This is a genomic window from Methylobacterium sp. J-072, assembly GCF_022829425.1.
Lineage (GTDB): Bacteria > Pseudomonadota > Alphaproteobacteria > Rhizobiales > Beijerinckiaceae > Methylobacterium.
On the sequence record NZ_JAKSYK010000062.1, the window covers coordinates 1 to 20,167 of the forward strand.

Genomic DNA, 20,167 nt, shown 5'->3' on the forward strand with positions numbered 1-20,167 from the left:
GCGCAAGCGTCATGTGCCGGATCAGGTCTCGATCGCGGCGGAGACGATCCTGGCAGACATGAGCGGCCGATTGGTGACCTGGCGGCGCGGCACCAAAGGCCGGCTGCGGGCTCGCTTCTGTGCGCTGCGCGTCCGGATGGCTGCGACGCTCCGCGTCCGTGCGCATCTGCCAGAGAAGAAGCGCCGCCACGCTGATCAAGCCAGCGGCGGTTATGAGGTTGGCGAGAACCAGCCATCGAGCCAAGGATGGTCCAAGCCATAAGCGGTCAGGGCGCCCTGGCGGGCTGGTCTCGACGTGCACCACCTCAGGCCTGCGTGGCATAAAGATCCCAGCGCACTAAGCCATGGATCAATTGCCAATCGCTTAGCGAGATGATGACAATTTGTACGGTAGAAAACGTTGGCGGCGGCGGTGGTGCTAAACGTCCTTGCAGGATCTGCCGATAGTCGTAACATTTGCGTGAAGATAACAGAGGCAGCGAGATCGGACGCGTCCGATGGACGAGAACGAGGAGCGGCGGCAGGTCCTGCTGCACAACCTCGCGACACATGCTGGCCCGGCGCGCGGCCGGCTGCGTTTATCCTTGCCGAACGCGGCAAGTCTGGCTGGGCTCGCTCCTGAGGCTCTAGAGACCATTGAGAGCGGCAGTGACGGCACGTTCTCGCTCGCCGTGCTGACGCAGCTTGCCCTGTTCCTTGGGCTTAGTGAGCTAGGCCTGCCACGTCCTCCGCCGCCGGGGATGCGCTAATCGTGCTCCAGGTTGGGATACTCATTGCTGCACCCAACACCGATGGCTGATTGGGCTATGGCTCGAACGCCTTCAGCGCGGTGTGTTTTCTCAGTGCGTCGTCTCTTCTGACGTGGTGGAGCTTTTGCTCGCTGGGCTGCTAGCGTCATCCGCGGCGGCTCCAGCACGGTCTCCGAGCATCGCCCACCGTTCCGCCTTCAGCTCGCGCTCAGCCATGAACCAGAACTGCAGGTCGTAGCCCTCAGGCCGATGGTGTCGGTCCCACAGATCGTAAGCACGCTCACGGATCTCATCGATTGACGCTACGGGCTCGGCGCGATCATTCGTAGAGGGATCCCGGCTCATTCGCTGACTTCGCCTGATCCGCCGAGCGCCGAGAGCATCACCCCGTCAGTCCCGATCTCGGAACCGCTATAGCCGAGCATCCGCGCAAGCTGATCGCGGGCGCGCCAGACCCGGCTCTTCACGGTGCCAACTTGGCAGTCCATGATCGCTGCAGCCTCCTCGTAACTAACGTTCTCGATGGCTACGAGGACCAGCGCCTCTCTCATTACCGGCGCGAGCCGGTCGAGGGCGGCGCGCACGTCCTGAAGGTCGAGGTGGCCCGCCTGATCAGGCGGGCTGGCAAGCCGGGCGGTGTAGCTCCCATCCTCGTCCTGCACCTCACGCGACCTGCGTTGACTGCTGTAGAAGACGTTGCGCAGGATCGTGAAGATCCAGGCCTCGAAGTTCGTACCCTGCTCGAAGCGTGCTCGTGCGCGCCAAGCTCGCATAAGCGCGTCCTGCACAAGATCGTCGGCCGCCGTAGGGTCTCGAGCGAGCGAGACGGCGAAGCGACGCAAGGCCGGCACTACAGCGAGCAGCAGCGCCTTAAACTCGGCGGCCTCGCGATCGTCTGCTCCTTCAAAGGCTGTATCAAGCTTGGCCAACAGCTCGGCAAAGCGATCCGCGGCGCTCAGCTCGGCTATGTCCTGTGCGTAGGCAGTCGCCAGCAGGCTGCCGAGGTGTCTCTGGATCTCATCCGAGAGAGTGGGCTCGGATTCGCGCGACATCGTTCGAAACCTATGCGTTCGATAAACCGGTCGACCACATACACTCACGGCATAGCTCGGCCAGTGCGACCAACCGCGCGGATTCTCAGCTGGCCTGATCCATCGAGGTCGCCAGCCGCTTGTCGGCAGCCCTTCTTCGGTTCCGTTTTCCCCGATTCTGACAGGGCTAGAACTTCAGTAGGCGTGCGGTTCGCGGATTTGCACCCTCCCCCCTGTGCCGGTGAGGCGGAGGCGGACGATCCAAGTTTAGATAGCGGGTCGCGGGTCCGCGCCAGCCGCAGCCATGCGGTCCACTCGGGCGAGACGATACGGACGATGTTGGTGTCGTTGCGGAAGCCGGTGATCTGGCGCTCCTCAACGGTGAGCAGCCCGAGCTTTCGGGCCTCGCGGATGGCGTTGCGGACCGTGGTCTCGGCCACTCCCGTGACTGCGGCGACGTTCGGCACCGACAAGCGGCAATCCTTCCGACGCACGACCTCGGCGGCCACGAGGGCGAGGACCGCCTGCTCAGCCAGCGTGAACCGGGCCGCGAGGCCCGGCGGAAGGCGGCCAGAAGCGGCCCAGCGGCGGCGGCGCTCCATCGAGGCATCCGTGCGCGGACGCGAGCCGACGGCTCTCCTGGGGCTTCCTGAGCGATTTGGGGGCGAAAGTGTCAAGCCAGCGTCGGCTGTTGCCGTTGGGTTCGGGCTCTGTCCTGATTTCTGTCCACTTCCGAACGAGCGCCGGGCGTCAATAAACTCAGACAGGCTCTCGGCCTCGGTCTCCGTGATCTTCCCGTCGCTGTAGGCGCGCCACAGCGCAGCCGTGATGGCGGGCAACGCGGCGCGCGTAGCCCCCTCCGCCTGTCGACGGATCTCATCGGCATAGTTCATCGAACCCGGTCCCTCACGGGCCGCGGCTAGGGTCCAGGCAAAGCCTTCCCGTTGACGGAAACGGGTTCCGTCTTGACACCCCGGGGGGTCTCATGGCTTGTGGGGAGCATTCGAAGGCGGCCCCACCAGGCCTCAGGTTTTTCAGCAGCCTCTTCCTTGCCGGGAAGGGGCTGTTGGCTTTTCAGGGTCTATCTCGCGGCGATGGTCTCCTGAATTGCCGGCTCTCGACTCGTCAAGGCGAGCCCGGCCGGAACGCTCCATGTCGGCCGGGCGGCACGGTTAAGTCAACGTTGGAAGCCCGACGATGACCGAGCTTGAGCGGGTCGAGGGCGGCATCGCCACGCTGCGGGAGAGCATCCGGATCGCACGTCTAGCGCTGGCCGAGCCTGGCCTACCGGCAGACGACAGGAGCCGCTGGCAGGCCAGCGTTGACCTCTACGAGCGACACCTGCGCGAGCTTCTGGCAGTGCGCGACGATCTGCGGTCTCTCGCCGAAGATTAAGGGCGACCACTTAGGTCCACCTCATCCGGTGCGATGTTCCCATCGGACCACCCATCTCACCGCCGTCGACCTCAGGTCGTATTGCCCTCTTCAATACGGGACTGTATGCGACCCGTGTGCTGATGCGTTTGGGAGGTGACGGAGATGAAGACCCCGATCGCCCTACGGATCGACCCGGAGATACTGGCTGCCGCTCGCGAGTGCGCGCGCCAGGACAACCGCACGCTCACCAATTTCATCGAGACCGCGCTGCGCCAACGCATCGCCGAGAAGACGTCAGCTCTCGTCGCACGCGGACGAGACTGCACTCAGCAGATTAGGGAACGCCCGCGTGACCTCTGAACACACCACAGCGTCTCTGCCCAAGGCGCGGACGGGCATCGACGGGTTCGACGACGTCACCTTCGGTGGTCTGCCCACAGGGCGGCCTTCTCTCGTCTGTGGTGCCGCCGGCTGTGGCAAGACGCTGTTTGCCACCACTTTCCTCGTGAACGGCGCCACACTCTACGACGAGCCCGGCGTGTTCATGAGCTTCGAGGAGCGGGCGGAAGATCTCTCCGCCAACGTCGCCTCGCTCGGCTACGATCTCGACGGCCTCATGGCGGCGGGCAAGATTGCCGTCGATCACGTCAAGGTCGAGCGCAGCGAGATCGAGGAGACCGGCGAGTACGATCTCGAAGGCCTGTTCATCCGCCTCGGCTACGCCGTCGACACGATCAAGGCCAAGCGGGTGGTCCTCGACACGATCGAGACCCTGTTCGCAGGTCTGAGCGACGCAGCGGTGCTGCGCTCCGAGCTGCGCCGGCTGTTCGGCTGGCTGAAGGATCGCGGGCTGACCGCGATCATCACCGGCGAGCGTGGCGAGGGGCAACTCACCCGCCAGGGCTTGGAAGAGTACGTCTCGGACTGTGTCGTGCTGCTCGACAACCGCGTCGAGGATCAGATCACCACCCGCCGCCTGCGTATCGTCAAATACCGCGGCTCGGCCCACGGCACTAACGAGTACCCGTTCCTGATCGATGAGCAGGGCATCAGCGTCCTGCCGGTGACGGCCGCCGACCTGAGCTACAAGGTTTCGAACGAGATCGTCTCGACCGGGGTCGAGAGCCTGGACGCGATGTTCGGCTCCGGTGGCCTGTTCCGCGGCTCCAGCGTGCTGATCTCCGGCTCGGCCGGTACCGGCAAGACGACGATCAGCAGCCACACGATCGACGCCGCCTGCGCCCGCGGCGAGCACTGCATGTCCTTCGTGTTCGAGGAGAGCGGTGAACAGATCTGCCGCAACGCCCACTCGGTCGGGCTCGATCTCCGGCGCCACCTCGACGCTGGCCTGCTACGCTTTGAGGCTGCGCGGCCGAGCCTGTACGGACTGGAGATGCATCTCGCCCGGATGCACCGGGACATCGAGCAGTTCCGGCCGAGCGTCGTCGTGATCGATCCGATCTCAGCCCTGCGCGGACCCGAGGTCGAGCTGCAGGCGACGCTGTTGCGCATGGTCGACATGCTTAAGGCCCGAGGCATCACCGCGGTATTCACGTCCTTGCGCACGGACGGCGCGTTCGGACAGTCAGACGATCTCGGCCTATCCTCACTGATGGACGTGTGGATCAAGCTCCAGGACATTGAGGCCAACGGCGAGCGCTCGCGCACGCTCTACGTGATCAAGGCCCGCGGCATGAGCCACTCGAACCAGGTGCGCGAGTTTCAGATGTCGGCGGCTGGGTTGAAGCTCGTGGACGCCTACATCGGCCCGGCCGGGGTTCTGACCGGGACCGCGCGCATCGTGCAGGAGGCGCAGGAGGAGGCCGCCGCGCTGCGTCGTCAGCAGGACAGCGAGCGGCGGAAGCGGGACGTGACCCGGCGGCGGCAGTCAATAGAGCGTCAGATCGCCGAACTGCGAGACAGCCTAGAAACCGCGGAGGAGGAGGAGACACTGCTCCTCGACGAGGATACCCAGCGCGAGACGATGCTGACGATCAAGCGCACCGATATCGCCCGTCGCCGGAGCGCAGCGGAATGAGCGAGCAGACGTCACATGCCGGCGATCCCATCTCGGAAGAAGACGGTGATCCGGGGCAATATCATCTTCGCCTTTACGTGGCCGGCCAGACCGCGAAGTCGATGGCCGCGCTGGCCAACCTCAAGCGCGTGTGCGAGCAGCACCTCGCCGGCCGCTACGACATTGAGGTGGTCGATCTGCTGAAGAACCCGCAGCTCGCCGCGGGCGACCAGATCTTGGCGATCCCGACCCTGGTCCGCCGGTTGCCCGCCCCGCTCAAGCGGATCATCGGCGACCTGTCGAACACCGAGAAGGTGCTGGTCGGCCTCGACATCCGCCCGCGCGACCCGCCCGCGCCGGGCAAGCCTTGAGCGGTGGCGGGGCAAACGCGCCAGACCCGGCCGAGTACCAGCTGCGCCTCTTCATAGCCGGCACGAGCCCGCGCTCGCAGCGCACGATCGAGAACCTGCGCCGGATCTGCCGCGAGCACCTCGCTGACCGCCACAGCCTCGTGATCGTCGACATCTATCAGCAGCCTGAGCTTGCCGAGGCCGCTCAGGTCGTGGCGGCGCCGACCCTACTCAAATTGACGCCCGAGCCCTTGCGCCGGATCGTCGGCGACCTCTCAGACGAGGCTCGCGTGCTGCGCGGGCTGGGTGTCTACCCACTCCCCAGAGGCGGCGATGGATCCAGTATCTGACCGGGTCGCCCTCGCCACGGCTCAGGCCCGCATCCGCGAGCTTGAGGCCAAACTGGAGGAGAGCGAGGAGACGCTAGGCGCGATCCAGCGGGGCGATTTCGACGCCGTCGTCGTCCAGGGGCCCGCCGGAGAGCGGCAGGTCTACACGCTGGAGAACGCCGACCGACCCTACCGTGTGCTGATCGAGCAGATCCAGGAGGGTGCGTTCACGCTCGGTGCAGACGGGGTGCTGTTGTACGGCAACCCCCGGATCGCTGTGATGCTCGCGAGCATCCCGGAACAGCTGATCGGGCGCCCGCTGTATGACTTCGTCGACGCGAAGGAGCGTCCGGTGCTGGCGCGGCTGTTGGAGGAGGCCAACAGGACAGGCACGGCTCGTGGCGAGGTCCGCCTCCGGTCGGCCGCCGGATCACACCTGCCGGCGCACGTGTCGCTGAGCCGCCTGCAGCGCGGCGACGGCGCCGCCCTGCTATGCGGCGTCCTCACCGACCTGACCGAGCAGCGGCAACATCTGCACGAGCTGGCCGAGGCCAACGCCCGGCTGAAGGCAGAGGGCGAGGAACGCGAGCGGATCGAGGAGGCGCTACGGCAGGCGCAGAAAATGGAGGCGATCGGCCAACTCACGGGCGGTCTTGCGCACGACTTCAACAACCTGCTCGCGGGCATCTCTGGATCGCTGGAACTGATGCAGACCCGGATGCAGCAGGGGCGGTTCAACGATGTCGAACGGTATATGGCGGCGGCGCAGGGGGCCTCGAAGCGTGCCGCCGCTCTGACGCACCGCCTACTCGCTTTCTCCCGACGCCAGACGCTGGCCCCCAAACCGACCGACGTGAACCGGCTCGTCAACGGCATGCAGGAGATGATCCAGCGCACGGTCGGCCCCGGCATTTCGGTTGAGATGGTCGGTGCGTCAGGTCTTTGGACTGCGCTGGTCGACCCGCCGCAGCTTGAGAACGCGCTGCTGAACCTCTGCATCAACGCCCGCGACGCCATGCCGGAGGGCGGGCGCATCACGGTCGAGACCCATAACAAGTGGATCGATGAACGCGCATCCCGCAAGCTCGACATGCCTGAGGGGCAGTACCTCTCGCTGTGCGTGACCGACACCGGCACCGGCATGCCGCCCGAGGTGATCGCCCGGGTGTTCGAACCGTTCTTCACGACCAAACCGATCGGCGAGGGCACGGGGCTCGGGCTCAGCATGATCTACGGATTTGCCCAACAATCCGGCGGGCAGGTGCGCATCTACTCCGAGGTTGGCCAGGGCTCGACCATCTGCATCTACTTGCCGCGCCACTACGGCGAAGCGGCCGACGAAGACAGCGCGATCAAACCCGATGCGCTGCCGCGGTCGGAGCACAGGGCGACGGTGCTGGTCGTGGACGACGAGCCGACTGTGCGCATGCTGATCACCGACATCCTGGAGGACCTCGGCTACCTCGCGATCGAGGCGGGTGACAGTGCAGCCGGGCTGAAGATCCTGCAATCGGATGTGCGCATCGACCTGCTGGTGACAGACGTGGGCCTGCCGGGCGGTATGAACGGGCGCCAGATGGCTGACGCGGGGCGCGTGTCTCGCCCCGACCTCAGGGTGCTGTTCATCACCGGCTACGCGGAGAACGCGATCTTGGGCAACGGGCGCCTCGCGCCAGGCATGACGGTGATGACGAAGCCGTTCGCGATAGATGAGATGGCGGCCCGCATCCGCTCGCTGATCAAGGCAGGTGGGGAAGCCAAGCTGTAGCGTCCGAGCGACAGGATCGTCTGCTTCAAGGTGCATACCCGACACTCCTTGGAGAGTTACCGGACTTCCGGTGTCCAACTGCATCACGCCCGCTCCAGCAGGTCGACGAGAAACGTGCCGGCAGCCGTGATGTCGTTCACCTCGGACCGAACTGCTCACGTCGCCCTAATTCCCCGACGCCGTTAACCTGAGCTTCGCGAGCGACGCGTACCGTTCGGAAGATTTACTGCATCAACGTGAGACTGCCATGCCGACGAACACCAAGCACAAGAAGAGCCTTGGTGTCTTTGGCGTCACAGCAGATGACATGATAATGTTGCGCATGCATGCAAGCGTCGTTAGGCAGATAATGCCTGCGCTGCTCAGCAAACTGCAAGACACGTTCGCGAAGTGGCCAGAAATTGATCCGGCCCTGCAGGCTCCAGAGGTCTATGCGGCACGCCTCGTCCACTGGACGCTCGTGGCCACGGGCGAAATCGGATCGGAGTTCGACGCATCTGTGGAACGCTTGGCCACGGCATTCCACCGTCACAAAGTGCCAGCGTACGCCATCGTCATCTGCCACTCGGTCGTGTCACGTGCGCTTATTGCCGAACTCGGTCTCTCGAACCCGATTGATGATAGGTTCGGATCGCCCGGCAGGATGAAGCAGCTGCGCGAGCATAGCGCTCTCGCCGGCGTAATCAGCCGATTGGCATGGTTCGATCTTGAGCTTTTGCTGGAGACATACGCGCGCGTTGAGGATGAACGCCGGAGTGAAATCGCGACTCAGCTTGAAGGCTTCCAGCAACAGGTTCAGGCTATAGTCACGAGCGTGGCGCAAAGTGCCGATACGGTCAGCAACCGTGCTGTGACGACGGTGAAGGCAACAACTGATACCACCAGATTGGCTCAGACCGTCATGGGTGCCTCTCAAGAGGCTTCCCAGAACGTGGATGGGGTCGCAGCCGCGGCAGAGGAGCTGTCAGCCTCCTTGAGCGAGGTCTCGCAGCAGGTCACGCGGGCCGCTGAGATCGCACAGGCTGCCAATCTGGCCGCCCACCAAACCGATACGACAGTTCAGAGCCTGTCAGGCTCTGCCGCTAAGATTGGCGATGTCGTCTCGCTCATCTCTTCGATCGCCTCCCAGACCAACCTGCTAGCGCTAAACGCAACCATCGAGGCCGCACGGGCCGGAGAGGCGGGTCGCGGCTTCGCAGTGGTGGCCGCCGAGGTCAAGGATCTGGCCGGTCAAACCGCGAAGGCTACCTCAGAGATCTCGGCTCAGGTGGCAGCTATGCAGGGCGCGACCAGTTCGGCGGTCGCAGCGATCGAACGCATCGCCGCCATGATCGGGGAGATGGATCAGGTTGCAGCCACGATGGCCGCCGCAGTCGATCAGCAGCGCGCCGCTACGCATGAAATTGCGGGCAACGTCAGCCGGGCGGCCTCCGGAACGCAAGAGGTTGCCGGCAGCATCACCGGAGTCAGCGATGCAGCTCGGACGGCAGGTAGCGCCGCCAGCGAAATGCAGGGCATCGCGCGTGACCTCGCTAACCAGGCGGCCAAGCTTGAGCAGGCGATGACGACGCTCGTGACTCGCAGCAAAGTGGCATGATGGCGAGCGTTGAGTACGCACTGATCGGCATCAGCGCACCCCCGCGAGGTCGAGGAGGGCTGCGCCAGCCGCCACGATGACGTTCCCACGGCCGCCCCAGCGCAGGGGCTCCACCTCGATCACCGTGGCCACCTCCGGCAGCACGGTCTCAGGCGCCTCGGCCTCGCGGTCCCGGTCGTTCCCACGCAGCCATGTGATCTGACTGCCAGTGTGGTTCTCCGGCGCCGCCAGGGAAGGCTCGTAGTCGGCGCCGTCCTCAAGGTCCGTGTCGCCGTCCATGCGGTCGAGCACGGCGATGATGCGGTCCGCGGCGTCGAGGGCGACCTGAGCCGCCTCCTCCAGGCTGGCGCGGAGTGCGGGTCCGGCTAGCGGCGCCGGGATCGCTGGCGCAGCCGGTTTCGGACGTGGGGTGAAGGTAAGCACGTCGCCCATAGTGTCAGGTCTCGGGGTGTGATGGGGGAGCCCGGCAGGAACTGGCCGGGGCGGTACGCACGGCGAAGGAAGGGAAGGCTCAGCGATTAGGCTGAGCGTTCAGCTCGGACAGCAGGGCGTCGTCGACCGGCCTGCCGTTCGTGTTGAGTTCGTGCCGGATGAGCACCCCCAGGCGCTCGTGCCGGTCGTCGGAGCTCACGGCCGTGCGGCTCCGGACCTCGTCGGCGATGGCACTGAGGAAAGCCCCTGCCCGGTCGTACTCGCGGTCCAGCACCTCGCCGGCCGGCGTGAAGCCGCTGCGCCGATCCGATGTGAAGCACGGGATCGCGCCGGCGCCGGTGAGATGGTGGAACACGCCCTCCCAGGTCTCATAGAGGCGAGCGAGCTGAGCGAGGTCGCACCCGGACAGGTCGTGCACGGCACTGTCGCTCGCCGGGGCGCAGTCAGCCTCGAACGCCGCGGTGACGGCGCTCATGATGTCCCGAAACAGGTAGGCCGGGCAGTCGGGATCCTCGACGCTGCTGCCGGTGAAGAGCGCGACCTGGAACCGGGCGTAGTCGACCAGGGCGAGCCGACCGGCGCGGGTCGTCGGCGTGGTGCGCCACACAGCATCTCGCGTCGCGCTCTGCGCCTCCGTCAGAGCGCGTTCGCGTAGGAACCAGTTCGGCCGTGAGGTCGAGGTCGGGTCCAACCCGAACACCTTCATCGCGTCCTCGGCGCGGTAGCTGTCGGCGATCACGGCGTGGATCGGATCCGGATCGTCGGCCATGGGCGTGACCGGGTATTCATCGGCGAACGCCAGGGCGAACAGGCCGCCGAGGTTCAGCTCGTGCTCGATCTCGGCCATGCGCAGCTCGCGCTCGGTCGCCAGCGGGTAGAGGCGGGCGCACTCGGCCGGCGTCAGTTCGCCGGTTTCCAGCGCCTTGCCGAGGCTGCTCGCCGTCCACCACTCCAAGATGGTGCGCTTCAGTTCGGGGTAGCCGTTGGCGAACTGGGTCCGAAGGGTGTGCTCGTGGCAGGCTGCCTTGAACGCTGCCTTCGCCTCGTCACTACCTGGCTCCGGCTGGTGCCGAGAGCGCTTGCCGAGATTGGCCTTCAGCTCGGCGGCGCGTTGCTTGAGGTCGGTACGGTTAGGATCTCGCCGGAATAGGGCGGACAGCTTGAGAGAGGGCACAGTCGGCCTCCATGGGTCACAGGATCAGTGGGAGGAGGCGCGGCGGGTCGAGCGCCGCGCGGTGGCGGCTTCAGGCCCAATCTGCGCGGGTCGAGGCGTGCTCGTGTTCGAGGCTGGCGGGGTCGATGCCAGCGACGGCTGCCGCGCTGCGCAGCAGGTTCGGCCACGCGCCGCCCGTATCCTTCCACGAGTAGAGGCCGATCACCCGGACCAGGGCGGCCATGCCCCCTGGGGTAGTGGCGACGTGCCGCCCGATCTCGCGGTTCAGATCGCGAAACTCGTCCTCTGCCGTCCGGCGGGCCGCCTCAAGGCGCCGTCGGTCGGTCGCGGTCTCGACGGCTTCCACCCGGGTATCGAAGGCGTCGGCGATCGGCATGAGGGCTTTCCACCGGCGGATCCGGCCAGGCGTCTTGCCGCCTCGGCCAAGCATCGGGACCGCGCGGGTGATGGCGATGCGCAGCGCCTCCCCGGTCCAGGCCCGCTCGGTGTGAGCCCCCTCGGTTCCCCAATCCAGGGCGACGTGCCTGAGGTTCACGCCGAGGAGCGTGGGCCAGCGCCAGCCGCCGAGCACCCGAATTTGCTCATCGCGGGTCGCGAACAGCTCCGGCGGGCACGTGACGATGACCGCGTAGACCTGCTGATAGGCGACACCCCATTCCTCCCGCGCCCTCTCCTGAGCGTCGTTCGCCCGTAGCCACCGCTCGCCTAGCGTCACGAGGGCAGCATCGGGATGCGGCTGCGCGGGGGTCGCCACGATCGGCGCGGAGATCGCCGGCAGTGGCACGGCGACGGCCATCGATCCGGCTACGACGGTACGGCGGCTGGGTAGAGCGCCACGTAGGTCGGCGGCGCGCTCCCGAAGGCTCGGGCGCTCGCCATCGCGGCGGATCAGGTTCTTGAGGGAAGTGCGCAGGGACATCGCGGGATCCTCGGATGAGGGACGCGGGCAGCCGGCCGGCTCGGGTGCGGGTCGGGTTCAGAGCAGGGTGGCGAGGCCGGTCAGCACCATGCCGCCGCCGATGATGAAGGCCGCGGCCAGCAGCTCGCCGGCCGTGTCGAGGAAGCGGAGGCTGCGGGCGGTGTCGGGCCGGACCGGAGTGACGGCCTGCCAGGGCTCGATCTCGCCCGGGACCGGCTCGTTCGGGAGGTTCAGGTAGCGGGGATCGACCGGGATACGGCGGCGGGCGACGCTCGGGGCAGCAGGGCTGCGGACCGGGACGGGTTGGCTGAAATCGGGGATGCGGGCGTGCGTCATCGTTCGGGCTCCGGTGAGGGCTCGTGGCGGTGGGTCGGCGGTGAGGGGGTGGGTCAGATCAGGCGGCTAAGCCGCTGATTTCACTCGGCGCAGATCTGCGCTCAGTGAGCGGCCATGTGGCGGGCGAGCTTGGCGGCGCCCCAGGCGGCCTTGAGCGCCACCGACATGGCCTCGCTCCAAGTGCCGCCGAACCGCTCCTGATGCGCGTGGGCGGCGGAGGAGGCGGCCGACATGATGGCGGCGCGGTCGAACTGGCCGGCCGCGAACAGCGGGCGGCGCGTGGTGCGCACCGTCATGTCGATGCGGGCCTTGGCCGAGAGCAGGCCGGGGGCGATCGCTGGGCGGCTGTTGTGCAGGCTGCGGGAGAGCTTGGTCCAGGAGAGAGTGCGGTGGGACATCGGCTCGGCCTTGTGTTTGGCGACCTGATGTCAGATAATTAGTACAAGGTTGGGCTCAGGGTCAATCCTGAAATACGAGGTTGGGCCAGAAATATGATTTCACCGGCACAATGCCGTGCGGCCCGCGCCCTTCTGAACTGGACCCGTGAGCAGCTCGCGGAGCAGTCCCGGGTGTCGAAAATGACTCTGGCCGACTTCGAGACCGCTAAGCGGCGGCCCTATGACCGGACGCTGACCGACATCCGATCCGCCCTTGAAGGAGCCGGCATCGAGTTCATCCCCGAGAACGGCGGCGGGGCTGGGATCCGGTTCCGGGAGCGGAAAGCGTCGTGACGCGCATCAGCAACGATAACCAGCCAGTGCAGCGGCGGCCCAAAGCGATGCCGCAATGGCAGGTGTTCGCGATCAGCGTCTTGGCGCTCAGCGTGCCAGTTGCAGGCTTACTGTTCATGGTGTGGCTAGCGATCGTGCGGCCAGTGGGCCTCAGCGTCAGTACCGTCGAGCTGGCCTACATCGCCGCTGCAACTGTCCTGATTGCCATCGCCATGGCGTCATACGTGCATCGGGAGCAGCGGACGCGCTCATGAGTGGCGGGGCCGAATTTCGGCTGGAGAAGGGATAGGCGATGAGGGGTCAAGCCGTACTGCCAAGCGATTGAAAGCGAGGGCTACCTGAAATGCGGTCGTCTCTGCTGGCGTTTGCAGTGATTATCGTCGCCATCGCGGCGAGCTCAGTACGGATACTCAGCGACGCGGGCTTCGATAATGCCCCCATCATCGTATTGGCCTCTGGGCTTATCGCCGGCAGTGCTGTTGCCATTCTAAGGTAGGCGGTAGCGATCCCGAGGTCCGCCGCCTCGTGGAAGAGGCGCTGAGGGCAGCATACCTCGAAAGTGCCGGCCTCAGGCTCACCAGAATTGCTTAGCCGATATCACCCTCGGCACGCGCATTGGTGCGCAACCAAAGCATTCATGGGAGGTTAGATCCCTCAACAATATGTTGGATGACGCCATGCTGATGTTTTTGGTCGGGGTTGCCTGCGGCCTGATGATCCCGTTGGCAGTTGTGATTGTTGGCGCCGGCACGCTCGGTGCAGCAACTAGCATCTTCAACGATTGATACTGTCCTGCCTGCAATCGAATTGGAAATGATCGGTGCAGGCAGGCGTTCGAAGCCGCCGGCGTCATCTTCATCGAGGAGAACGGCGAGGGGCCAGGGGTGCGGCTGCGGAAGGTCTGATTGCTTAGTCGGGCGCAATGCGCCGCGCGCTGATGATTTCCGCGTTCTTCAATGCGTGTCCTACGCGACGCGCGCTTATCTTGAGAAGCACTCGGGATCGATCCCACTCGGCATCTTTGATCACTGATTTGAATTCTTCCATGACGATTGCGTCAGCTAGCTTGGCCTGGAAGATATCACCATCGCTCAGGTTTCTAAGCTTGATCATGTATTGGGTAGGGTCTGATGGGTCCACGCTCTCAATCGAGTAAACCCCTTCGAATACTTGATTTGATCCAGTTTTGCGCTGGCTGTTGGTTAGTTCCCTGACTGCTTTGGCGCTGATTTCCTGTCCGTTGATAGTGATCTTATCTGTTCCGGCTGAATGGCGAACAATGGACTCGTGCGCCTCAATGCTGCCGGTAGTCAGTTCTCTGGCGGCATCGCTTTTCTTGGACAATTCTGAAATCAGTTTGATATTTTCCTTTTGGGACTGGTTCATATCTCGAATGATGTCCTGCAGTCCCTTTTCGCTCTCGCCTTGTTGTTCTATTTTTTTCATATCGGCAGTGTGATTTAGATACACTTCGAGACCGCCCTTACCGAAGTATAGAGCGAAACCAAAACAAGCGAGCCAAAGTAAGTGCTTGGACTCCATTTTCTCTGCTATCCTGCCCAATATCTCCGGTAGCTTATCATCGCCTTTCGCTTCAACATCTGAGCTCCCTGGGCCAACTTTATAATTTAGCCTGAATACTGACTTCTCTTCCTCAGTTAGCGACGAAGCTTTTCTAGTCCCTTTCAATAACAATGCGATGGATTTATAGAAAGAAGTCTGAAAATCAATTAGACCACGCATTGCATCAGCGGTTAGACTCTGCTTAAATATGTCTCCGTCATATATTACCTGCAGCTTTGCCCAGCTGAGATTCTTTATTTCAATATTAAGTCGGATAAGCGATGTTTCATCATCCGAGAGTAATCTGATTAAATCCCAAAGATCCTGCTCCTCTTTGATAACGAAATTTATTATGTCCGAGTCATCATCTTCAGAAGATGAGTACAAAAACATTTTGTCATCATCATCTTCCGCTATTTAAGCACCGACCTTCACAAGCGTAAGTGGAGCCTAAACCGGTCTACGGCGTGTGGAAATGCGGCAGAGGCGTTCCACCGTGACACTTCGGAATTGTCTCACGCCTACACCGCATCCATCACAGGCGTACCCGGCGCCCGCCACTGGCCATGCGTGCCCATGACGCCGGCTAGGCGCCTCGACACCGCCATCCCGGCGGCTATCCTGCCGGGCAGCTGTCGTCAGGCTTACCGTCGGCGTTCGTTCCGCCAGGCTGTCAAGGCAGCGCTACGAGCTTCAAACGCCTGCCGCAGCCGCGTCCCGGGTGCGCCCTGACGCTCCACCCCGAAGCCATAGAGCAGCACGGCGTCCGGCCCGAGCGTTCGCTGCATCTCTGCACGCCAGAGTCGATCCGTGATGGCGAGCGCGCTCTCGGTTTCAGCTAAGCGGCCGGCATCCATAGGGTATTTCCTCAAGCTCATCGCATCAGAGCATGTCCGTGTCTGGACCGCGGCCGGCTCTACATCGCTCTGGAACGGAACGTAGGCACACCAGCCGCAATGGCCGTTCTCTGCGGCCTTAGGCGAGTTCCACTGGGAACAGAGCGGACAGATTTTTACTACAAGTCGCGTGCCATGGGCGAAAGCTAATCCACGGCCACGAAAGGTAACTTGGCCTTGCGGCAAATTATTCGGCATGGCGACACCTTTCGTTCGCCAAGGGTCACTTTCTAAGTTCCAGCACAATAAATCTATATAGACCCTATCAAATGACAGAAATTATTATAAGAGAGTCATTATCGTGCCGGTTCTGACCGCGAAATGCTGAGTGCGAACCGATGCCGACATGGTCGCCGTCGATCACCTGTCGTTTTATGCGCAAGCTTATCGTTATCCTTTCTGAGGATGTTTCGGCTACAATTGGCAAGCACGATGCGCTCCTATTCAATCGGCTGCTTGAATTAGAGATGGATGCAGAGCGGCAAGGTGCAGGAGAGGCTTCGTGCCGCATAATTGCCAGAGTACGTAGACTAGCGGGTACTTCCGCATCTATAGCCTACCCGCCAACTATTCGCGGCCATTGATCGGCGCGTCAGGAAGCTGCCGACAGTTTTCTAAGCCAAAATTTCTCCCTACTGGGTATTCCCCATCTGCCTTCGCAATCTGCCTTCGCAATCTGACGCCCGTGGTTCTGCACCACGCCGCGGATGCGGTTGCGGCCGGTGAAATAGACGACCTCCCCCGCCAGCCCGTGATCAGATCGGGCGGCGGGGCCGAGCGTCTTACGGTGTGACCTCAATGGCCTAGCCGTGATGTTGCTGACGCAGCATGATTGGATATGCCAACGCCATCATCCCTTACCTGCGAGGTCCTGTCCGACGGGACGTGGGTAGCTGTTACGGTCGACGAGGCTCAGGCCAGCCATCGCGACGCTCTCAAGCGCTGCCCGGCGTGCTTTGGACGGCTTATGATCCAGGGCGGCTACACGCCAGGGCGGCGCTCAACGCTGTCGCACTTTCGCATCCACGACGGCTGCCCGCTCACACCTCGACACTACAGAGGTGAAGCGAGGCCCCACCCGGAGGCGATCGGGTAGTGGGCAGCGATTGAACCAGATGTGTGTCTGCGTGCTTCCCACATGCCAATGCGAGCCTTCTGCTCCCAGGCAAGAAGGGATCTCATGCGTATCTTCATTCTCGCAGCGCTTGCCGGTGCCAGCCTCGCTGGCCTCAGCCTCCCGGCCGCAGCTGTTCCCGCTGGCCCCGTGGCCGGCGTTTCAGCCCCGTCCGACATGCTGACCGACGTGCGGATGCGGCGCCATCGCGCGCACCGCAGCACATTGGCGCGGACGCAGCGGAACTACCCTGGTGCCAGCTTCGTCCGGAACACCACCCGTGGCGCGCCCGGTGGAAGCAGCGGCGGCAACGGGACCACCGGCAGTTACGCCGCACCGAGCGGAAAGTAATTTCGTCCCAACCCAGACTTTGGCCCGCCCGGTTCGCCGGCGTGGGCTTTGTCATGCTCGCGGTAACGGACCTCTCAGCGCGGCGCCCGCGCCACGAACAGGGCGACGCACCCGATGACAGCGATCTCAACCACCCGGAAGCGCTGGTCCAGCGCCGCGCGGAGGGCCGGCAGGGTGTCGCCCGCGTTCGAGAACACCCCTTTGCGATTGTAGACCCGCATCAGGGCCCGCGCGGCCGCCGTGGTAGGGACGCCGCCCGACAGGATCGTGGCGCCGAACACTACCCCGCCGTCTCGGAGGCAAGGCCGCACCGTGTCGAAGGCCTTCGCCTTGGTGGCGATGTCGCCCGGCAGACAGTGCAGTAGGTAGGTCATGCCGATCGAGTCAAACGGCACAATTCCGGTGGCTGGCTTGCCCAGCACGTCGACGCGATAGGTCTCCAGCTGGTAGTGAGCGAGCCTGCGGGCGGCGAAGTCGAGGCTGTTGGCGTTGAGGTCCATGAGGCCGACGCGCGGCCTGGGCAACGGAAAGCGGCACCGCTGCAGGTACCAGCCAGTCCCGACGCCGACGTCGAGGTGTGAAGCGCTTGCGTGTCGGTCGTAGAGGGCAAGGATCTGCGCGGTCGGGCAGCGCCAAATCAGCGGGTTTGAGAGGCGCAGCACCACGAGGTCGTAGAGCGCCAGCGTCCGAGAATTGTAGATCGCCTGCCCAGCGTCGGTGTCGGTTGCCATGGTTCTCCTTTTGGAAAGTTTTGGCAGAGCGCGCAGAGTTAACCTTCGACGGGGCCCCATCCCGCATCCCGGGCCGTGTTGACCTTGGCTTAGACCGCTGGTGAGATCGGACGCTACCCCACCCCGTGAGCAGATCGGGGTGGGGCCGAGCGCCCGGTACACGGGTGAAGGAATGCAGTCATGCCTGTCGATCGAGACCGGGTGCTGCCCAGTGATGCGCTGGACCAGCTCGCTCGCGCGCTGCTCGCCGAGGCGCGGTCTCAGTGCCCCCAGAAGCTTCTGAGCGGTCCGATCGGCGATCTTGGTGACGACGTTGGGACCAACCTTCTCGCCTGGCTGCTCGACGCCTACGACGACGCCCTTGCCGATGATAGCGGCGTCTGAGCTGGCATCACTTCATCGCCATCAACCGCGACGTCAACCTCATCCAACGGGGCGATCGGCGTGCTCTCCACCAAGACCCGGATCATCTCGGAGCGATCTTCGAGCATCGCGGCGGGCGGCTCCCCTACCAGCGCTTTCCAACCCGCAATGAACTCGGGATGCGACATCTGGGTGAGCGTGTCCTCGGGCTCGGGAAACGGCTCGGTCGGTATGATGCGTTCGCTGCTCATGGGCGCGGTACGCTCCCTGCCCCACGCAAGTTTCGACGCGGTGTGACCAGGGTAAAGGCGGCGTTGCCTTGATCGGAGCGGCAAGACCAAGTTGGTGGCCAAGGCCAACCTGTCACCGCGTTTCGACCCACAGCAGCAGCAGCGCAGATGCCACCAGCAGCGTCCCGAACAGCAGGAACGTGAGGAAGTCGCGGCGTTCGATCGCCCCTTCACCCAGCGCATGGTCGAGCATCGCGGCTGCCACTGAACAGGCGGTCATCCCGGAGACCAAGATGGAGGCGAACAGGATCCAGCCGGGGAGGGTCTGAAACATGGCATCGAACTACTGCACCAGTCCCGGCCCCCCTACGAGCCCAAGGCGCGCTGCAAGCGCCAGGAGCTCGCCAAGCGACACCCATTCGCCGCCATTGATTTGCCAGCGCTCGCATTCGTCGGCCGCCTCGACGGTATGGCCATGCGCCCGCAACGCCGTAACGGCTTCGAGCGTCGGGTCGTAATCCTCAGTCATGGGATCAGGCGGATGCAACGATCATGCGGCAGCGGGCCTCGATGCTGCGCTCCTCGTCAGTCTGCTCGGGCATATCGGCGACGACCCGCTCGACAATCATTCGCGTGGCCGCCTCATCCAGCCCGAGCCCGCGGGCGAACCCGTCGAGGCGCGCCATCGCACGGTGGACCGTGGCCTTGTCGGGACTGATGGCTGGCTCGCTCATGCCTTCACCGGATGCGACAGCAGGATCGCGGTGCGAACCATGTTGCGCTTGTAGGCGTCCCGGTTGGTGAGCAGCGCGTCCTGGGACGCCTTGTGGTTGGCGATCGCCGCGACGAGGTCGAGCGCCCATCCTTTGGCCAGCGGGTAGGCCTCTGACGCCAGATCGGCGAGCACGGCGTCAACGGCGGCGGTGATCTCGTCGTCCGTCACCTCGATGACCTTGCGCAGGTCGGACACGGTCGGGTTGCTGGCCATGCCGGAGAGCTACTGTGCCCGGCCTGGCCCGTCCATGAGGCCGAGGCGGATCGCCAAGGCGAGCACGACTGGTCCAGTCACAGCGCCGCCGCCATCGACCCGGTAAACACCGTTGGTACCGGGGATCTCTTCAACTTGATGCCCGGCCGCGCGTAGCGCTGCGATGGCCCGAACAATGCGATCTGCGATCATCGCTTAGAGCCTGTTTGAGCGTCTTATCTTAAGCCGGATTGTTGAGGGCATTAGCGGCCATGAGGCTGGCGGCGCAGACGAGGCGCCCTGTCGCGACATCAAGGCGACCGGCGCGCTCACGGTGCAGGCCGCCCCAATGGCTGAGCCAGCCGAAGGTTCGCTCCACGACCCAGCGCCGCTCCAGGACGACGAAGCCCTTCTGATCCGGGTCTTTCTCGACGACGCGATGGCGCATGCCGTGGATGTTGCACCATTCCCGGCAGCGTTCGGCCGCGAAGGCGCCGTCGAGGATGGCCAAGCGTAGACTGGGCCACTGCTCCTTGCCATCATCAAGGGCGGGTAAGGTATCGCGATCCTGCACGTTGGCCGGCACGACGGCGAGCGCCAGAACATGGCCTTCGGCATCGACCAAGGCCACGCGTTTGCGCCCGACGACCTTCTTGGCGCCATCGTAGCCGCGCGGTCCGCGCACCCCGATGCACTTGACGCTCTGCGTGTCGATGATCGCCAGCCGTGGCTCCGACCGGCGTCCGCAACGCCGCCGCTGACGGCGGGTCAGAGACCGCAGCAGGCTCTCGAACAGGCCCTTGTCGATCCAGCGCCGGAACCAGCCGTAGACCGTGCGCCACGGCGGAAAGCCCGCAGGCAGCAACCGCCATCCTCCGCCCGTCCGCAAGTGCCAAGCTATCCCTGCCAGTGCGTGGCGCGCCGGTGTAGCCTCCGGACAGCCCGGCGGATCCGCGCGCTCCAGGAAACGGGCCACCTCGTCCAAGCCCGCTTGCAGCACCATGTTCTTCAGACGCGCCTCGTGACGCGTCCGATGTCGGTCCGTCCACATCTGCTCTCCACCCCGCCCCGCCAGGCGGAATTTGTGTTGCTACACGAGACAGATGGGGACGGCCGGCAGAGGCGCTCAAACAGGCTCTTAG

At 64.3% G+C, this 20,167-nt stretch carries 27 protein-coding genes and 2 pseudogenes; 13 read left to right on the top strand and 16 right to left on the bottom strand.

Annotated elements, in window-relative coordinates; genetic code table 11:
• Positions 1-142 (top strand): annotated as a pseudogene (locus MKK67_RS06050) (IS701 family transposase); the annotation flags it as partial.
• A 355-nt stretch (positions 143-497) separates the two neighbouring features.
• Entirely contained in the window at positions 498-749 is a 252-nt protein-coding gene (locus MKK67_RS06055) for a hypothetical protein (RefSeq protein WP_243962809.1), read from the top strand.
• A 90-nt stretch (positions 750-839) separates the two neighbouring features.
• Here the strand turns inward: MKK67_RS06055 and MKK67_RS06060 are convergent, their stop codons facing one another.
• Genes MKK67_RS06060 through MKK67_RS06070 form a run of 3 tightly spaced genes read right to left on the bottom strand, consistent with a single transcriptional unit; the run spans position 840 to position 2,673 of the window.
• A complete protein-coding gene (locus MKK67_RS06060) occupies positions 840-1,094 on the bottom strand; it encodes a DUF2934 domain-containing protein (RefSeq protein WP_243962810.1) in 255 nt (84 codons plus the stop codon).
• Positions 1,091-1,801, bottom strand: coding sequence for a sigma-70 family RNA polymerase sigma factor (locus MKK67_RS06065; RefSeq protein WP_243962811.1), 711 nt, complete (start codon positions 1,799-1,801; stop codon positions 1,091-1,093). The genes MKK67_RS06060 and MKK67_RS06065 overlap by 4 nt, the downstream gene beginning before the upstream one ends.
• Before the next feature lie 44 nt (positions 1,802-1,845).
• A complete protein-coding gene (locus MKK67_RS06070) occupies positions 1,846-2,673 on the bottom strand; it encodes a helix-turn-helix domain-containing protein (protein WP_243962812.1) in 828 nt (275 codons plus the stop codon).
• Positions 2,674-2,977: 304 nt separating this feature from the next.
• Between MKK67_RS06070 and MKK67_RS06075 the strand changes: the two genes are divergently transcribed.
• From MKK67_RS06075 to MKK67_RS06105, 7 genes are all read left to right on the top strand, one after another.
• Positions 2,978-3,175, top strand: coding sequence for a hypothetical protein (locus MKK67_RS06075; RefSeq protein ID WP_243962814.1), 198 nt, complete (start codon positions 2,978-2,980; stop codon positions 3,173-3,175).
• 144 nt (positions 3,176-3,319) lie between these two features.
• The gene (locus tag MKK67_RS06080; protein ID WP_243962816.1) at positions 3,320-3,517 is read left to right on the top strand and encodes a YlcI/YnfO family protein; all 198 of its coding nucleotides are present in this window, start codon (positions 3,320-3,322) and stop codon (positions 3,515-3,517) included.
• Positions 3,507-5,195 carry a circadian clock protein KaiC gene (gene kaiC, locus MKK67_RS06085; RefSeq protein WP_243962817.1) on the top strand — a complete coding sequence of 563 codons (1,689 nt, stop codon included), beginning with the start codon at positions 3,507-3,509 and terminating at the stop codon, positions 5,193-5,195. The genes MKK67_RS06080 and kaiC overlap by 11 nt, the downstream gene beginning before the upstream one ends.
• On the top strand, positions 5,192-5,545 hold the full coding sequence (locus MKK67_RS06090; RefSeq protein ID WP_243962818.1) for a circadian clock KaiB family protein: 354 nt from the start codon (positions 5,192-5,194) through the stop codon (positions 5,543-5,545). The genes kaiC and MKK67_RS06090 overlap by 4 nt, the downstream gene beginning before the upstream one ends.
• Positions 5,542-5,874, top strand: coding sequence for a circadian clock KaiB family protein (locus tag MKK67_RS06095; protein WP_243962819.1), 333 nt, complete (start codon positions 5,542-5,544; stop codon positions 5,872-5,874). Before MKK67_RS06090 ends, MKK67_RS06095 begins: the two co-directional genes overlap by 4 nt.
• A complete protein-coding gene (locus MKK67_RS06100; RefSeq protein WP_243962820.1) occupies positions 5,858-7,621 on the top strand; it encodes a PAS domain-containing hybrid sensor histidine kinase/response regulator in 1,764 nt (587 codons plus the stop codon). Before MKK67_RS06095 ends, MKK67_RS06100 begins: the two co-directional genes overlap by 17 nt.
• 247 nt (positions 7,622-7,868) lie before the next feature.
• Positions 7,869-9,218, top strand: coding sequence for a globin-coupled sensor protein (locus tag MKK67_RS06105; protein ID WP_243962821.1), 1,350 nt, complete (start codon positions 7,869-7,871; stop codon positions 9,216-9,218).
• A 30-nt stretch (positions 9,219-9,248) separates the two neighbouring features.
• Here the strand turns inward: MKK67_RS06105 and MKK67_RS06110 are convergent, their stop codons facing one another.
• From MKK67_RS06110 to MKK67_RS06130, 5 genes are all read right to left on the bottom strand, one after another.
• Positions 9,249-9,650 (bottom strand): hypothetical protein, encoded by a 402-nt coding sequence (locus MKK67_RS06110; RefSeq protein ID WP_243962822.1) that lies wholly within the window; start codon positions 9,648-9,650, stop codon positions 9,249-9,251.
• A gap of 79 nt (positions 9,651-9,729) precedes the next feature.
• Positions 9,730-10,824, bottom strand: coding sequence for a hypothetical protein (locus MKK67_RS06115; protein WP_243962824.1), 1,095 nt, complete (start codon positions 10,822-10,824; stop codon positions 9,730-9,732).
• 70 nt (positions 10,825-10,894) lie between these two features.
• Positions 10,895-11,743 (bottom strand): hypothetical protein, encoded by an 849-nt coding sequence (locus MKK67_RS06120; protein ID WP_243962826.1) that lies wholly within the window; start codon positions 11,741-11,743, stop codon positions 10,895-10,897.
• Between the two features lie 57 nt (positions 11,744-11,800).
• Entirely contained in the window at positions 11,801-12,079 is a 279-nt protein-coding gene (locus tag MKK67_RS06125; RefSeq protein ID WP_243962827.1) for a hypothetical protein, read from the bottom strand.
• Positions 12,080-12,180: 101 nt separating this feature from the next.
• Positions 12,181-12,477: a hypothetical protein gene (locus MKK67_RS06130; RefSeq protein ID WP_243962828.1), complete on the bottom strand. Its 297-nt coding sequence runs from the start codon at positions 12,475-12,477 to the stop codon at positions 12,181-12,183.
• A gap of 93 nt (positions 12,478-12,570) precedes the next feature.
• Between MKK67_RS06130 and MKK67_RS06135 the strand changes: the two genes are divergently transcribed.
• The 3 genes and pseudogenes from MKK67_RS06135 to MKK67_RS06145 all read left to right on the top strand — a co-directional run.
• On the top strand, positions 12,571-12,810 hold the full coding sequence (locus MKK67_RS06135) for a multiprotein-bridging factor 1 family protein (RefSeq protein ID WP_279594555.1): 240 nt from the start codon (positions 12,571-12,573) through the stop codon (positions 12,808-12,810).
• A complete protein-coding gene (locus tag MKK67_RS06140; protein ID WP_243962830.1) occupies positions 12,807-13,064 on the top strand; it encodes a hypothetical protein in 258 nt (85 codons plus the stop codon). The genes MKK67_RS06135 and MKK67_RS06140 overlap by 4 nt, the downstream gene beginning before the upstream one ends.
• Before the next feature lie 570 nt (positions 13,065-13,634).
• Positions 13,635-13,715 (top strand): annotated as a pseudogene (locus MKK67_RS06145) (XRE family transcriptional regulator); the annotation flags it as partial.
• 4 nt (positions 13,716-13,719) lie between these two features.
• On the opposite strand, the gene MKK67_RS06150 reads toward MKK67_RS06145, so the two are convergent.
• Entirely contained in the window at positions 13,720-14,766 is a 1,047-nt protein-coding gene (locus MKK67_RS06150; protein WP_243962831.1) for a hypothetical protein, read from the bottom strand.
• Between the two features lie 2,042 nt (positions 14,767-16,808).
• Entirely contained in the window at positions 16,809-17,465 is a 657-nt protein-coding gene (locus tag MKK67_RS06160; protein WP_243962832.1) for a class I SAM-dependent methyltransferase, read from the bottom strand.
• 180 nt (positions 17,466-17,645) lie between these two features.
• Here MKK67_RS06160 and MKK67_RS06165 point away from each other — a divergent pair, with 180 nt between their 5' ends.
• On the top strand, positions 17,646-17,849 hold the full coding sequence (locus MKK67_RS06165) for a hypothetical protein (RefSeq protein ID WP_243962833.1): 204 nt from the start codon (positions 17,646-17,648) through the stop codon (positions 17,847-17,849).
• On the opposite strand, the gene MKK67_RS06170 is transcribed toward MKK67_RS06165, so the two are convergent.
• The 6 genes from MKK67_RS06170 to MKK67_RS06195 all read right to left on the bottom strand — a co-directional run bounded on the left by MKK67_RS06170 (position 17,813) and on the right by MKK67_RS06195 (position 20,076).
• On the bottom strand, positions 17,813-18,079 hold the full coding sequence (locus MKK67_RS06170; protein WP_243962835.1) for a hypothetical protein: 267 nt from the start codon (positions 18,077-18,079) through the stop codon (positions 17,813-17,815). The two genes, MKK67_RS06165 and MKK67_RS06170, sit on opposite strands and share 37 nt — an antisense overlap.
• A gap of 112 nt (positions 18,080-18,191) precedes the next feature.
• Positions 18,192-18,392: a hypothetical protein gene (locus tag MKK67_RS06175; protein ID WP_243962837.1), complete on the bottom strand. Its 201-nt coding sequence runs from the start codon at positions 18,390-18,392 to the stop codon at positions 18,192-18,194.
• A gap of 9 nt (positions 18,393-18,401) precedes the next feature.
• Positions 18,402-18,587 (bottom strand): hypothetical protein, encoded by a 186-nt coding sequence (locus MKK67_RS06180; protein WP_243962839.1) that lies wholly within the window; start codon positions 18,585-18,587, stop codon positions 18,402-18,404.
• Between the two features lie 4 nt (positions 18,588-18,591).
• A complete protein-coding gene (locus tag MKK67_RS06185) occupies positions 18,592-18,792 on the bottom strand; it encodes a hypothetical protein (protein ID WP_243962841.1) in 201 nt (66 codons plus the stop codon).
• Complete coding sequence (locus tag MKK67_RS06190; RefSeq protein WP_243962843.1) at positions 18,789-19,046, bottom strand: hypothetical protein; 258 nt, start codon at positions 19,044-19,046, stop codon at positions 18,789-18,791. Before MKK67_RS06190 ends, MKK67_RS06185 begins: the two co-directional genes overlap by 4 nt.
• A 220-nt stretch (positions 19,047-19,266) precedes the next feature.
• The gene (locus tag MKK67_RS06195; protein ID WP_243962844.1) at positions 19,267-20,076 is read right to left on the bottom strand and encodes an IS5 family transposase; all 810 of its coding nucleotides are present in this window, start codon (positions 20,074-20,076) and stop codon (positions 19,267-19,269) included.
• Positions 20,077-20,167: the final 91 nt, after the last annotated feature.